At 65.5% G+C, this 13870-nt stretch carries 10 protein-coding genes; 1 reads left to right on the top strand and 9 read right to left on the bottom strand.

The annotated features are described in order from the left end of the window. Positions 1 to 53 precede the first annotated feature (53 nt). The 8 genes from ACQR1H_RS26405 to ACQR1H_RS26370 form a co-directional block, all read right to left on the bottom strand. Entirely contained in the window at positions 54 to 3149 is a 3096-nt protein-coding gene (locus tag ACQR1H_RS26405) for a bifunctional diguanylate cyclase/phosphodiesterase (RefSeq protein ID WP_434908418.1), read from the bottom strand. Positions 3150 to 3353: 204 nt separating this feature from the next. Next, positions 3354 to 4424, bottom strand: a complete 1071-nt coding sequence (locus ACQR1H_RS26400) for a branched-chain amino acid ABC transporter permease (protein ID WP_316215320.1) — start codon at positions 4422 to 4424, stop codon at positions 3354 to 3356. Then, the gene (locus tag ACQR1H_RS26395; protein ID WP_434908417.1) at positions 4421 to 5431 is read right to left on the bottom strand and encodes a branched-chain amino acid ABC transporter permease; all 1011 of its coding nucleotides are present in this window, start codon (positions 5429 to 5431) and stop codon (positions 4421 to 4423) included. The genes ACQR1H_RS26400 and ACQR1H_RS26395 overlap by 4 nt, the downstream gene beginning before the upstream one ends. Next, positions 5428 to 6150 (bottom strand): ABC transporter ATP-binding protein, encoded by a 723-nt coding sequence (locus tag ACQR1H_RS26390; protein WP_316179138.1) that lies wholly within the window; start codon positions 6148 to 6150, stop codon positions 5428 to 5430. Before ACQR1H_RS26390 ends, ACQR1H_RS26395 begins: the two co-directional genes overlap by 4 nt. Next, positions 6147 to 6911 (bottom strand): ABC transporter ATP-binding protein, encoded by a 765-nt coding sequence (locus tag ACQR1H_RS26385; RefSeq protein ID WP_316179140.1) that lies wholly within the window; start codon positions 6909 to 6911, stop codon positions 6147 to 6149. The genes ACQR1H_RS26390 and ACQR1H_RS26385 overlap by 4 nt, the downstream gene beginning before the upstream one ends. Before the next feature lie 66 nt (positions 6912 to 6977). After that, positions 6978 to 8171 (bottom strand): substrate-binding domain-containing protein, encoded by a 1194-nt coding sequence (locus ACQR1H_RS26380; RefSeq protein ID WP_434908416.1) that lies wholly within the window; start codon positions 8169 to 8171, stop codon positions 6978 to 6980. 132 nt (positions 8172 to 8303) lie between these two features. Continuing rightward, entirely contained in the window at positions 8304 to 10082 is a 1779-nt protein-coding gene (locus tag ACQR1H_RS26375) for a putative bifunctional diguanylate cyclase/phosphodiesterase (protein WP_315803850.1), read from the bottom strand. A gap of 191 nt (positions 10083 to 10273) precedes the next feature. Next, on the bottom strand, positions 10274 to 11242 hold the full coding sequence (locus ACQR1H_RS26370; RefSeq protein WP_434908415.1) for a sensor histidine kinase: 969 nt from the start codon (positions 11240 to 11242) through the stop codon (positions 10274 to 10276). Positions 11243 to 11423: 181 nt separating this feature from the next. On the opposite strand from ACQR1H_RS26370, the gene ACQR1H_RS26365 reads away from it, so the two are divergent. Next, on the top strand, positions 11424 to 12266 hold the full coding sequence (locus ACQR1H_RS26365) for an SDR family NAD(P)-dependent oxidoreductase (protein WP_434908414.1): 843 nt from the start codon (positions 11424 to 11426) through the stop codon (positions 12264 to 12266). Between the two features lie 212 nt (positions 12267 to 12478). On the opposite strand, the gene ACQR1H_RS26360 is transcribed toward ACQR1H_RS26365, so the two are convergent. Then, the gene (locus ACQR1H_RS26360) at positions 12479 to 13855 is read right to left on the bottom strand and encodes a cytochrome P450 (RefSeq protein WP_315803847.1); all 1377 of its coding nucleotides are present in this window, start codon (positions 13853 to 13855) and stop codon (positions 12479 to 12481) included. Between the last annotated feature and the right edge of the window lie 15 nt (positions 13856 to 13870).

The raw sequence follows: 13870 nt of genomic DNA, 5'->3' as shown, positions 1-13870 counted from the left end.
CCGCCGCAGCCGCGGCCGGGGCGGCCAGGCGTTGAGGACGCCGGAAAGCCGGCTCAGCCGGCGGCCTGCAGGCTCCCTGCCGCCGTTGGAGCGAACAGCTTGCGCAGCTCGGCGGCCGGCTTCGGCGCGCTGAACAGATAGCCCTGCATCTCGGTGCAGCCAAGCTGCCGCAGCGCCGTCTGCTGCGCGCCGGTCTCGACGCCCTCCGCCGTGGTCGTCATGTTGCTGGCGGCGGCGATGCTGACCACCGCCTGGACGATCGCCGACGAACTGCCGGCGCCGATGTCGCTGACGAAGCAGCGGTCGATCTTGATCTTGTCGAACGGAAACCGCTTCAGATAGCTCAGTGACGAATAGCCGGTGCCGAAATCGTCGAGCGCGATCCGCACGCCCATGTCGTGCAACTGATGCAGGATGCCGAGCGCAACGTCGTCGTCGCTGATCAGCACCGCCTCGGTGATCTCGACCTCGAGCCGTTCGGGCGCAAGACCGGCCGCCGACAGCGCGCCTGCGATCCGCAGCGCCAGGGTCGGCGATTTGAGCTGCACGGGCGAGACGTTCACGGCGATGCGGATGCCGGCGGGCCAATGCGCGGCCTCGGCGCAGGCGGTGCGCAACACCCAGTCGCCGATCTCGTTGATGAGCCCGGTGTCCTCGGCGAGCGGAATGAAGTCGAGCGGTGGCACCATCCCTCGCTCCGGATGACGCCAGCGCAGCAGCGCCTCGCAGCCGGTCATGACGTTCTCGCTGAAGCCGAGCAGCGGCTGGTAGTGCAGCTCGAACTGGCCTTCCGTGATCGCCCGGCGCAGGTCCTGCTGCAACTGCAGCCGCGCGCGCGCGTTTTCGTCCATCGACGGCTCGAAGAACCGGAAAGTGCGGCGGCCGCCGGCCTTGGCGGCATACATGGCGAGATCGGCATTCTTGGTCAGCTGGTCGCGCTCGATGCCGTCCTGCGGCGCCAGCGCGATGCCGATGCTGGCATCGGTCGACAATTGGTGGCCCAGGCAGCGATAGGGCTTGCGGATGGCCTCGAGGATCTCCTTCACGGCCACGATGACCGCGTCCCGGTCCGCAACGGTGGTCAGCAGCACCGCGAATTCGTCGCCGCCGAGCCGGGCGACCATATCCTCCGGCGCGAGGCAGCCCTCGATGCGGCGCGCGATCGTCTTCAACAGCTCGTCCCCGACATGATGGCCGAGCGAATCGTTGATGCCCTTGAATTCGTCGACATCGATGTAGAGCAGCGCGAAGAAGGTGCCGTGACGCGCGCGCTCCAGCTCTTCGTCGATGCGCTCCCGGAACAGCACGCGGTTCGGCAGCTCGGTCAATGCGTCGAAATGTGCGAGATGGGCGATCTTCTCGTCGGCCAGCCGCCGCTCCGTGGTGTCCTCGATCACATTGATCAGATAGCGCGGCTCGCGCGCATCGTCGGCGACGGCGATGCGCCGCGACGTGATGTAACGCAATCCCAGCCCCGGACTCTGCCAGGGATGTTCGGCGAGAAACAGCCCGTCCGACTGCTCCAGAGCCCGGTCGTCGTCCGCGGTCACCTTTTCCGCGACCGATCGCGGCAGCAGGTCGAACGCCGTCTTGCCGACGATCTCCTCGCGCGGCACGCCGAAGCGCTGCTCGGTCGACTGGTTGACCAGGACATAGCGGCGATCGCGGACGTCCTTGACCATGATGTGCGACGGGATGTGGTCGATGATCTCGCGCAGGAATGCGTAGTTGCGGTCGCGCTCCTGCTCGAGCCTGCGATGTTCACTGATGTCCTCGATCGTCGTGACCCATCCGCCCGAGGCCAGCGGCTTGTCGATGATGTTGAAGAAGCGGCCGGCTCCGCCCTCCGCGATCATCTGCGACGTGCCGCCTGCCGCGGCTCTGTCGATGATGTCGGCGCAGAGGTCGGTCACGTCGCCGTTGAAGGATCCGCGCGCCTTGCAGTGCGCGATGACTTCGCTGAGATGGGCGCCGGGCCTGATCACGTCCGTGGACAGGCCGAGCAGGTCGATGAAGCGCTGATTGAACATCACGACGCATGCATTCGCGTCGAATGAGATCAGCCCCTGCGTCATGTTGTCCAGCGCAGTCTCGACCCTTTCCTTCTCGGTCTCCAGCTGACGCGTTGCCGCACGCCCCTGCCGCACGATCTGCTGGATCATCAGGCTGAACGTCACGGCGATGACCGCGATCGCAAGCACCGCCGCACCCACGAGCAGCACCATCTGCGATCGCCAGTCCGCGAGCGCGGCGTCGACCGGCCTGTTGGCCGAGATGACGAGCGGGAAGCGCCCGATCCTGGAAGCCGACGCGATCGTCTCCAGGTTGTCGACGGAGCTCGTGAGCAGGGTCGTGCGCAGGCCACTCTCGGCGACGCCCTTCAGCAACTCGTCGTTCCCGATCCTGGCGCCCATCAGGGATTCGGCGTGCGGGTAGTGCGCCAGCACGGCGCCGTCGGAATGGACCAGCATGATCGAAGAGCCCTTCCCGAGGGCCATCGATTCCAGGAACGTCTCGTAAGTGTGCGGATCCACCCGGCGGGTCAGCAAGCCGAGGAATTCCCCGTTCGCGCCGTTCAGGCGATGCGCGACGATGGTCGCCCAGCCGCCGGTGACGCGGCTCATGACCGGCAGGATCACGAAGCTGTCCGGCCGCGATGTCGATTGCAGGTCCTTGAAGTAGGAGCGGTCCGCGACGTTGATGGCCGGCAGCGGGTCGTTGGACGACCAGTTCACGAAATTGCCGTCGACGTCGACGATCGTGAGGTCACCCATATAGGACAGGCCATTGACCTGAGAGCGCAGCATCTCGCTGATCTCGGGCTTTGCCATCTCGGCCCGGAATGCCTCCGGCGAAGCGATCGACGCGAGCTGCATGCGGCCGATCGCGTGCGATACCGCGGTCTCCGCATCTTCGAACTGCTGCGCGAAATGCCGGCTCAACAGCAGCACGGTGTTCTCGAGTTCGCGCTCGTTGTTGGCGATCGCACGCGCCCGAAAGCCGCTGGCCATGACGATCGTCCCGATGACGATGGCTGCGATGAGAAGCGCTCCGCACGCAATCAGCCATGGCACCGGACCGCGCCAGAGGGACGTGCCAATCCGTTCCGGCTCGCTACCGGTCCCTGACGTATCTGCTGCGCCTTGCATGCCTTGATCGACCCGGGAGGAAATGACTTGTTGCAAGCCAGCTTGATAACAAGGCACTGGTGCCGGACCGGTTAGGAAATGCGGTTAGCCGTCGCTTAAGGCGCGCGCCGAAACTTCGCGGCAAACGATAATTTCTGCATGCGAATACCGTGCGGCAGAGGCTGCGGCGGCGCCGTTGCGCAGAATTTTAAGGGTACTTGCAGCTCAGCGCGCCGCACCCGGTTTGTTGCGAAGGCGGCCGACGACGCCGGTCGGAAAGAAATAGACGCTGGCGATGAACAAGAGGCCGAGCCACAGCAGCCAGCGGTCGGGGTGCAGCAGGCCGGGCAGCAGCGGCACTCCGGCGTCCGCAGCCGCGGTCGAAGCGATCCCCATCAGGGCCTGCAGGTAATTCTGCGCCAGGATGAAGATCGCAGCTCCAATGATGGCGCCGTAGATGGTGCCCATGCCGCCGATCACGACCATCAGCAGGATGTCGAGCATGATCGAGAACGCCAGCGACGTGTCGGGCCCGGCATAGCGCAGCCACAGCGCGTTCAACATGCCGGCGCAGGCGGCGATCACCGCGGCGATGCAGTTGGCGTAGGTGAGATGGAAGACGGTACGATAGCCGAGCGCCTCGGCGCGGAAACGGTTCTCGCGGATCGCCTGCAGCACGCGGCCGAATGGCGAGTTGACGACGCGCAGCAGCGCCAGGATCATCAGCGCGCAGGCCGACAGCACCAGGTAATAGGTCAGAATGCGGCCGTTGATCGGAAAGCCGAACCAGTCCTTGCCGATGAACACGGTGCTCGGGCGCAACAGCTCGGGCAGCTGGAAGCTGCGGCCGTCCTCTCCGCCCGTCAGCCACGACAATTGCGACGCCAGTACCAGGAACGCGGAAGCGATGGCGAGCGTGATCATCGCAAAGAAGATCGCCTCGACGCGCAGCGAGAACAGCCCGATCGCGAGCGCGAGCAGCAAAGCGAGCGGCAGCCCGGCGGCGACGGCGACCGCCACCGAGGTCCAGTTTGGGCCGAGGCCGTAGAGCGCGATGGCGATCGCGTAGGAGCCGATGCCGTAGAACATCGTATGCGCGAACGAGACCGAGCCTGTATAGCCGAGCAGGAGATCGTAGGACGCGACCAGCGCCGCGAAGATGCAGATCTTGGCGGCGACGTTGAGCGCCTTGGCGCCGGGGAAGATGAAGGGCGTCGCCAGCAGCGCCAGAATGATGACGACGAGCAGGATCGACAGCGCACGGCTGCGGGGCGGATCGCCGGACAGGATCATCATCGGCTGGTCACCGCATAGAGACCGCGCGGCCGCCACATCAGCACAGCGACCATCAGCAGGATGTTGGAGACGAGGGCGAGCTTGGGCACCAGGAAGCCGCCATAGTTGGCGACCATCGCAACCAGGATCGCGCCGATGAAGCAGCCGGTGATCGAGCCGAGCCCGCCGATGATCACGACGATGAACACCAGCACGGTGAGCTCGTCGCCGAGCGAGGCGTGCACCTGCTCGCGATACAGCCCCCACATCACGCCGCCGAGTCCGGCCAGCGCCGATCCCGTCATGAAGACGCCGAGGAACAGGCGACGGATGCGATAGCCGAGCGCCTCGACCATCTCGCGGTTCTCGACGCCGGCGCGGATCAGGAGACCGAGCTTGGTGCGGTTCAGCACCAGCTCGATGGCGACGAAGATCGCCAGGCCGACCAGCATGGCCAGCAGCCGGTATTTCGAGATCGCGACGTCGCCGATGATGAAGGAGCCACGGAATGCGTTGGGTAGCGGCAGCGGAATGATCTGCGGACCGAACAGCGCATACAGCGTCTGCTCGGCGACGATGAGCCCGCCGGTGGTCATCAGGATCTGCTTGAGGTGCTGGCCGTAGACCGGCAGCACCAGCACGCGCTCGACGACGAGGCCGAGCGCGCCGGTCACGCCCATCGACAGCAGCGCCGCCGGAACGAGGACGGCAAGGTTGGTCAGCAGCGAGTCGGACTGGGCCCAGCTCGCCAGCGGCAGCAGCACCAGCGTCGCGACATAGGCGCCGACGGCGATGAAGGCACCGTGGCCGAAATTGAGCACGTCCATCAGGCCGAAGACGAGCGTCAGGCCGGAGGCCATGATGAAGATCATCATGCCCATCGCGAGGCTCGCAACCGTCAGGGTCACCCAGGAACTCGCCGACCCGACCAGCGGGATCATCAGCAGCGCCAGCACCACCGGCAGCAGCAGCGGCGCGACGTCGCGCTTCGGTTTCGGCAGTGCCTCGGTCGCCGCGATCTCGCTCATTGATGCGCCTCCAGGCTGAGGCCGAGCAGGCGCTCCTGCAGCGGCACGTCGGCCGCGAGCGCGGCCATCTCGCCGCGATGGACGATGGTGCCGTTGTCCATCACCAGTACCTGGTCGCCGAGCTCGCGCGCGGCGTGGAAATTCTGCTCGACCAGCAGGATCGTGGCGCCACGGCGCTTGATCTCCTTGAGGCATTCGATCAGCGACACCACGATCGCCGGCGCCAGGCCCTTGGTCGGCTCGTCGATCAGCAGCAGCTTGCGCGGCTCGACGATCGCGCGCGCAATCGACAGCATTTGCTTCTGGCCGCCGGACAGGCTGCCTGCACGAGACAGCCAGAACTTCTTCAGGGCAGGGAAGAAGCCGAAGATCCAGGCGAGCTGGGCATCGTCGAGCGGGCCGTTGCGCGCCGCGAGCACCAGGTTCTCCTTGACGGTGAGGTCCGAGAACACCGCCATGCTCTCGGGTACGTAGCCGACGCCGCGCTGGGCGATGTCGGGCGTCGCCAGTTTTTCGATCGGTTCGCCGGCCAGCGCGATCGTTCCATTCCTAGCCTGCCACAGCCCCATGATGGTGCGCAGCGTCGTGGTCTTGCCCGCGCCATTGCGGCCGAGCAGCATCGTGGTCTGCCCCTCCGGCACTTCGAAATCCACGCCCTGCAGGATGTGATAACGCCCGATATAGGTCTCGACGGCAGACAGCGTCAGTAGCTTGCTCATGCCGCGCTCCGCGGGGCGACGCCCAGATAGGCTTCCTGCACGATCGGCGAGGCGATCACCTCCGCGGGCTTTCCGTCGGCCACCAGCTGGCCGTTATGCAGCACGATGATGCGGTCGGCGAGCGAGCGCACGACGTCCATCTTGTGCTCGACGAGCAGGATGATCTTGCTCTTGTCCTGCTTGAGCCTGCCGATCAGGTCGAGCACGACCGGCACCTCGTCGATGCTCATGCCCGCCGTCGGCTCGTCGAACATGAAAACCTTCGGCTCCAGCGCCATCATCAGCGCGACTTCGAGCTTGCGCTGGTCGCCATGCGACAGCGTCGTTGCGGTGACGCTGCGGCGGCCGCCGAGCGCGACCTGGTCGAGGATCGCGTCCGCTCGCGCAATCAGGTCGCGTCGTGCCATCCAGGGGCGGAGCAGGTCATAGTGCACGCCGCTCTGTGCCTGCACAGCGAGCCGCACGTTCTCCTCGACGCTGAGATTGGGAAAGAGGTTGGTGAGCTGGAACGCGCGTCCCAAGCCGGCGCGGGTGCGCAGGGGTGCCGAGAGACTGGTGATGTCGCGGCCGTCGAACAGGATGGAGCCCGAGGAGGCCGTCAGCTGGCCGGAGATCAGGTTGAAATAGGTGGTCTTGCCGGCTCCGTTGGGGCCGACGATGGCGGTCAGCTCACCCGGCCTGAAGCTGCAGCTGACGCTGTTGACCGCGACATGACCGCCGAAACGGATGGTGAGGTCGCGGGTTTCGAGGGTAAGGGCCATGTCGCCAGCTTGTCAGTGCCAGTAAGAACGTGCCCGGCGCGAGGGCCGGGCACGCAATTCATCATCTCACCGCTTGTTGCGGATTGGCACCGCCATCTCGTCGATCTTGATCTCTCGCACCGGCTCGTTGACGGCCCAGGCGAGGTTCGGATCGACCTTGACGCGGAAGTGATACATGCTTTGCAGCGCCTGGTGATCTTCTTTCCGGAAGATCATCTTGCCCTTCGGCGTATCGAACTCCATGCCCTCCATCGCCGCGATCAGCTTCTCGGTGTCGGTCGACTTGGCCTTGGTGACGGCGGTGACGACGGCCATCGCGGCCGAGAAGCCGCCAGCGGTGAAGAAGTCCGGCGGCGCGTTGAAGCGCTTCTGGTGCTCGGCCACCAGCCAGTCGTTCACGGGGTTCTTGGGAATGTCATAATAGTAATAGGTGGCGCCTTCCATGCCCGGCAGCCGCTTGTAGGCGGCAAGCGCCGGCAGGATGTTGCCGCCGGTCGACAGCTCGATGCCGTAGCGCTTCGGATCCATGTCCTGCAGCTTTGTCAGTGGATCGCCAACGCCGGCCCAGATCACCCAGATGATCTTCTTGCCGGGCTTGTCCTTCAGCGCATCGAACAGGCGCTGGCCGACGGCAGTGAAGTCGGTGGTGCTGGTCGGCACATATTCCTCGGCCCCCAGCGTCGCGCCGGTCTTGGCCAGCGCCTCCTTGAAGGCAGCGACGCCGTCGCGGCCGAAGGCATAGTCCTGCGCCAGCGTGGCGACCGTGACGCCCGGCTTGCCGATCGCGACCGCGTTGGAGATCGCATCCTGCGACGAGTTGCGGCCGGTGCGGAAGATGTAGCGGTTCCACTTCTCGCCCGTGATCTGGTCGGCGACCGCCGGCTCGACGATCAGGATCTTCTTGTTCTCCTCGGCGACCGGCAAGTCCGCGAGCGCCGCGGCGGAGGAGGTCGTGCCGATCGCGATGTCGGCGCCGTCATCCTGATAGGCTTCGGACAGTGCGGCCTTCGACAAATCGGGCTTGCCCTGGTCGTCCTTGGTGATGATGACGATCTTGCGACCGTCGATCATGTTGGTGCCCTTGGTGGCATATTCGAAGCCGAGGCGGAGACCCGCTTCGGTCTGCTTGGCGTAGGCCTCGAGCGGGCCGGTCTTGCCGTAGATGAGAGCGATTTTCAGATCGTCGGCCTGGGCGGCGGTGGCCAGCAGGGCGGCAGTCAATGATGAAACAATACCTTTGAGAATATGTGACGTCTTCACGAGCCTTCCTCCCAGCTACCGGCGGCTGTTGCCTGCAACTGATAGTGTGCAGGCTCAGCCTGGGTCAAGGCGCTTTCAGCGGCAGCCGGTGACGCTCATATTTTGTGCTGAAGGGCTCCGTCCTCCGAGAGGTCAACGCCGATAGCGGCTGCTGCGCGCATAGGCCTGGCGATTTTCCTGCACAGGGCGACTGGCGAGACTGATGCGCGCTTCGCTTGCAAGCGGGGCCGCCGGCTTCAGCTCTTCCAGGAAGATCGGACGCGAGAAGTAGTAGCCCTGCGCATAGCGGATCTTGGTCGCGGCCTGCAGATAGGCGAGCTCCTCGAACGACTCGATGCCCTCCGCGATCACCGTCATGCCCAGCGCCTCGCTCAGGGATTCGATCGCGCGCAGGATGCCCTGGCTGCGCGGCCGCTTATGAATGTCGGTGATGAAGGAGCGGTCGATCTTGATCTCGTCCGCCGTAATGTCGGCGAGCGCCGATAGCGACGAATAGCCGATGCCGAAATCGTCGATCGAGATGCCGACGCCGATCCCGCGCAGCAGCGGCACGATCTCATCCTGGAAATGGCTGCGGGTCACGAACGCGTCCTCGGTGACCTCGATCATGAACCGCTTGGGAAAGCCGGTCGCCGCGATCGCCAGGGCGAACGGCTGCATGAATTCCGGATTCGACGCCTGTTTTGCCGCGACGTTGATGCTGATCGTCGCGTCCGGTCCAAACGCGTCGTTGATCAGATCGATCGATTTGACGATCTCGTCCAGCACGAGATGGGCGAGCTCGTCGATCAGGCCGAGCTCGACAGCGAGATTGATGAAGGAGCCTGGCGCCTGGATCACGCCTTCATTGTCGCGCAGCCGTACCAGCGCCTCGATGCCCTTGATCTCCTCGGTGCGGATGTCGACCTTGGCCTGGAACGCGCAGCAGAAGCGCTTTTCCAGGATCGCGAGCCGCAGCGACTGCTCGACCTTCATGCGCGCCAGCGCCTCGTGCTCCATCGCGCTGGAGAAGAAGGCCAGCGTGCCCTTGCCGCTGTTCTTGACGCGGTACATCGCCAGATCCGCGTTCTGGCGCAGCACGTCGTAGCTTGCGCCATGCTCGGGAAACAGGCTGACTCCGACGGACGCGGAGGCGAACACCTCCGCGCCGTCGATGAAGAAGGGCGCGTTCAGGCGGTCCAGCATGTCGTGCAGGAATTCGGCGACCTCCTCGGCACGCTCGATCGGATGCAGCAGCAGCAGGAACTCGTCACCGCTGATGCGCGACAGCAGGTCCGACTCGCGCAGGTCGCGGCTGATGCGCTTGGCGAGCTCGACCAGCAGCGCATCGCCGGTGGCGTGACCGTAATAGTCGTTGATGTACTTGAAATTATCGAGGTCGAGAAAGGCGAGCGCGAAGCGTCCGTCGACGCGGCCGCGCCGGACCAGGAGGTCGGCGCGATGCTCGACCACGCGGCGCATCGGCAGGCCGGTCAACTCGTCATAATAGGCGGCGCGAAACAGCTGGTCCTCGAACTCCTTCTGCTCGCTGATGTCGGCCGAGCTGGAGATGAGGACGCTCTGGTCGCCGATGCGAACCGGCCGATGCGCTGTCAGCAGGGTCTGCCCGCCGCGCTCGCCTGCCACCTTTTCCTCGCCGATCACCGTTCGTCCCCGGCCAAGGATCTCGCGGCAGGCCGTGCGCCTGTTGTGGAGATGCGGCGCCGAGAGGCCGTCGATGCTGTTGGCGGCGGCGCCGAGCTGGACGGCGGCCGTATCGTTGACCAGCAGAAAGCGACCGTGCTCGTCCTGGACCGTGACGCCCGAGGGAAGCTGGCTGAGGACGGTGCGCAGGAAGCGCAACTCGGCCTCGGTCGAGCCCAGCCCCTCGTTCGGTCCGGGAGAAAAGTTGAATCGGTCGCTGCTGTACATGCGCCGATTGTGCAAAGTTCCCGCTTCATTTTAGTTAAGCGCTACGTAGAAACCCGGAACGTGCGCGCCAAGTCTTGGAAAGAACGGAGCTTTGTGCCGCGGCGTCATTAACCGTTCCTGAATCGGAAGAACGACGCGACCGGACCCATGCGGCGAAAGTCGCAGGCAGGAATGGCCGCCCGGCGGCCAATTCAATTCGGTGGCACGCGACACTGCAAGGTGCAGTGAAGGCCGGATTCGAGAAAGCTGGTCTCGGTCCTGCCGTCGAACGACGACAACGCGGCCTTGAGCAATTTGCTCCCGAAACCGGGCATGCCGACCGGACCGATCGGCGGACCCGCGGCCTCGTCCCAGGTCAGATGGAGCCGGTCCTCCTGCATCGTCCATGACACCTGAAGGAAGCCGCGCGGCGAGGCGAAGGCGCCGTATTTGCCGGCATTGGTCGCCAACTCGTGGAAGATCAAAGCGAGGCTGACGGCCAGCTTGGCGGGCAGGAACAGCGGCGGGCCGTGGAGCTCGAAGCGGACCTGGCCATAAGGCCCGAGCTCCGACACCAGCAGGTCCTTGAGGTCGCAGCCCTGTCCTTCGGCGCGCGCGACCAAATCGTCGGCGGTCGCGAGCGCGCGGATGCGCTGGTCGATGCGGCTCCACACCTGCGGTTGGTCGTACAGCACCTGATGCAGCACGGCGTGAATGGTCGAGGTCTTGTTCTTGAGGCGGTGATGCAGCTCCTCGACCAGGAGCTTGCGATACTGCTCCTCCTCGGTGAGCCGCCGGGCGATCTCGCGCTGCTTGCCGGCCAGCCGCCGGTAGTGATCGACGCCCCAGATCACCAGCAGCGCCACGACCATATACATCGCCATCAGCGCGAGCCGGGCGCCATCCGCCGGACCGCCGCCAAAATCGAGCGTCAGGCCGAGCGCTGCGCCTGCGATCGCCGTTGCCAGGCCGACGCCCGATCCGCCCATCGCGGTGGCGAAGAAGACGGCCGGCATGTAGGGCGTGAAGAACACGTCGGGCCGCAGATGCGCCATGCCGTAGCGGATCGCCGTGGCTGCGAGCAGGCACATCGCGGCAAACATGCAGCTCCATGTCAGGGAAGGCTGCTGCTCGCCGCGCCAGATCCGCTTGATGTCGTCGATGAGTCGCGTCATGGACATCCATGAGCCTCAACTGCGCAACCAAATTAAGGCCGACGTGGCGGTAATTTGTCCGGTTGATGGAAGCCGTCTTGCGTGTGTTGCCGTTTGGCGCGCACGATGACGGTTCCGCGGCGGAACTCGGGCGCTTATTATTCCGCCGCCAAGAACGAGCACGTAGCAGCAACGCAAGGAGTAGGGAATGGAACGGTTGGAGGGCAAGGTCGCCGTGATCACGGGCGCGACCAGCGGCATCGGCCTGCGCACGGCGGAAATCTTCGTGGCCGAGGGTGCGAAGGTCGTCGTCGCGGGCCGGCGCAGCGCGGAGGGCGAGGCGCTGGCGAGCCGGCTCGGAGCGAGCTGTGTGTTCCGGCAGACCGACGTCACGGTCGACGCGCAGATGCGGGCATTGATCGATGGCGCGGTCGAGCGCTTCGGCCGGCTCGATTGCGTATTCAACAATGCCGGCGGTCCGGCGCAGACCGGCGGCATCGAAGGCCTCGACGCCGATCGCTTCGACCAGGCCATGGCGGTACTGGTGCGCAGCGTCATGCTGGGCATGAAATACGCCGCGCCCCACATGAAGCGGCAGGGTGCCGGCAGCATCATCAACAACGGCTCGATCGCCGGCCGGCTCGCCGGCTTCTCCACCTCGGTGGTCTACAGCACGGCGAAGGCGGCGGTGATCCATCTGACGAAATGCGTGGCGATGGAGCTTGGCGAATCCGGCGTGCGCGTCAACTCGATCTCGCCCGGACTGATCGCGACCGGCATCTTCGGCAAGGCGCTCGGACTGTCGACCGAGGCGGCCGAGAAGACGCCGGAGACGATCCGCAACGCCTATGCCACGGCGCAGCCGATCCCGCGCGCTGGCCTGCCCGACGACATCGCGCATGCCGCGGTGTTTCTCGCCAGCGACGAATCCAGCTTCATCAACGGCCATGATCTCGTCATCGACGGCGCCATCACCGGCGGCCGCAACTGGAGCCAGCAGCAGCAAGGCTATCAGGCGATGCGCAAGCTGCTCGGGGACGCAGTGGAGTAGGGGATGGTGAAGTATACACTTCGTCATGCCCGGGCCTGGCCCGCCTGCGCGGCCGAAGCCGCTTCGGCGCGGCGAAGGCCCGGGCATCCACGTCTCTCCGTCCGCGGATTGCAGCAGGATGGATGGCCGGGACAAGCCCGGCCATGACGAGGAGGAACGAGTCCGCGACAAACCGAGATCCTTGGCGCGTTTGCTGCATCTATGCGGACCGATCACACCGCCTTCAACATCACCTTCAGACCGTCGCGCGGCTTCGGGATCGGCCAGACCTGCCAGTTCGGCTGATAGCCGGGGGCGAACGAGACCTCGAGGTTGGCGAGGAAGTGCCGCGCGAAGCACTTCACCTGCATGTAGGCGAAGTGCAGGCCGAGGCACATGTGCGCGCCGCCGCCGAACGGCACCCAGGCGAAGCGGTGGCGGCCGCGCTGGGCCTCGTCGGTGAAGCGCATCGGGTCGAACCGCTCCGGCTCCGGCCAGATCTCCGGCATGTGATGGGTGTACATCGGGTTGATGCCGACGCCGGTGCCGGCGGGAATCGCGTAGCCCTTGAAGGTGAAATCCCGGATCGGCCGGCGCGGCAGCGACGGCACCGGCGGCATCAGCCGCAGGGTCTCCTGGAACGCCATCTCGGTCAGCTTCATCTTTTCCAGATGCTCCGAGGTCATCGGTTCGTCCTTGGCGAGGCCGAGGCTGGCGACCTCCTCGCGCAGCCTCTGCTGCCACTGCGGATGCGCGGCGAGCTGGGCGATGAAGGAGGTCAGCGACGAGGTCAGCGTGTCGTGCGCCGCCATCATCAGGAAGCTCATGTGGTCGACGATGTCCTGTGTCGACAGCAGGGCGCCGTGGTCGTCGGTGGCGCGGCACAGATGCGAGAACAGGTCGTCGCCATCGCCTTTCGCGCGGCGCAGCGGGATCTGCTCGGAGAAATAGGCGACGATGCGCTGGCGACCCTTGACGCCGCGCGCCATCTGCGTGCCCGGCAGCGGCCGCCGGATCGGCGCCACCGAGGCTGCGACCATGTCGACGAAGGCGCGGTTGATGGCGTCGACCTCCGGTCCGATCTCGGTGCCGAGGAAGGACGTCGCGGCGAGGTCGAGCGTGAGCTGCTTGATCGCCGGATAGAACAGCATCTCGCCCGGATTTGCCTTCCACTGCGCGATGCGCGCGGCGATGCCGCGGTCGAGGCCGGCGAGATAGGACTTCATCGGCCCGGCCTTGAAGGCGACCGACAGCGCCTTGCGGTGCATGCGGTGCTCGTCGAAATCGAGCAGCATCAGGCCGCGCGGAAACAGCAAATTGAGGATGTGGCCCCAGCCATGCGCCGAGGAGAACAGCTTGGCCTGGTCGAACAGCACCAGCTCGTTGGCTTCGGGGCCGAGCAGCACGACGTTGACGTCGCCGAACATGTGGGTGCGGTAGACGGGGCCATACTTCCTGGCGTTACGCTCGACGTGACCCTTGGGGTCGGCGAGGGTCTCGAACGTCTTGCCGATGATCGGCCAGCCTTCGTCGCCCGGAATATGGGTCAGCGAGTTGCGCCGCGGCGAGGTCAGGCGGAACGATGGCGTGGCCACACTTTGCATCGACATCAAGGAGGCTCCGTT

This window comes from Bradyrhizobium sp. HKCCYLRH2015 (assembly GCF_051168215.1).
GTDB lineage: Bacteria > Pseudomonadota > Alphaproteobacteria > Rhizobiales > Xanthobacteraceae > Bradyrhizobium.
The sequence above is the reverse complement of the archived record's forward strand: the minus strand, read 5'-3'. Positions and strand labels throughout refer to the sequence as shown.

Coding starts and splice junctions, on each gene's coding strand:
- ACQR1H_RS26365 (WP_434908414.1), top strand. CDS start 11,424: ATGGAACGGTTGGAGGGCAAGGTCGCCGTGATCACGGGCGCGACCAGC.
- ACQR1H_RS26360 (WP_315803847.1), bottom strand. CDS start 13,855: ATGTCGATGCAAAGTGTGGCCACGCCATCGTTCCGCCTGACCTCGCCG.
- ACQR1H_RS26385 (WP_316179140.1), bottom strand. CDS start 6,911: ATGGCCCTTACCCTCGAAACCCGCGACCTCACCATCCGTTTCGGCGGT.
- ACQR1H_RS26405 (WP_434908418.1), bottom strand. CDS start 3,149: ATGCAAGGCGCAGCAGATACGTCAGGGACCGGTAGCGAGCCGGAACGG.
- ACQR1H_RS26375 (WP_315803850.1), bottom strand. CDS start 10,082: ATGTACAGCAGCGACCGATTCAACTTTTCTCCCGGACCGAACGAGGGG.
- ACQR1H_RS26370 (WP_434908415.1), bottom strand. CDS start 11,242: ATGTCCATGACGCGACTCATCGACGACATCAAGCGGATCTGGCGCGGC.
- ACQR1H_RS26395 (WP_434908417.1), bottom strand. CDS start 5,431: ATGAGCGAGATCGCGGCGACCGAGGCACTGCCGAAACCGAAGCGCGAC.
- ACQR1H_RS26400 (WP_316215320.1), bottom strand. CDS start 4,424: ATGATGATCCTGTCCGGCGATCCGCCCCGCAGCCGTGCGCTGTCGATC.
- ACQR1H_RS26390 (WP_316179138.1), bottom strand. CDS start 6,150: ATGAGCAAGCTACTGACGCTGTCTGCCGTCGAGACCTATATCGGGCGT.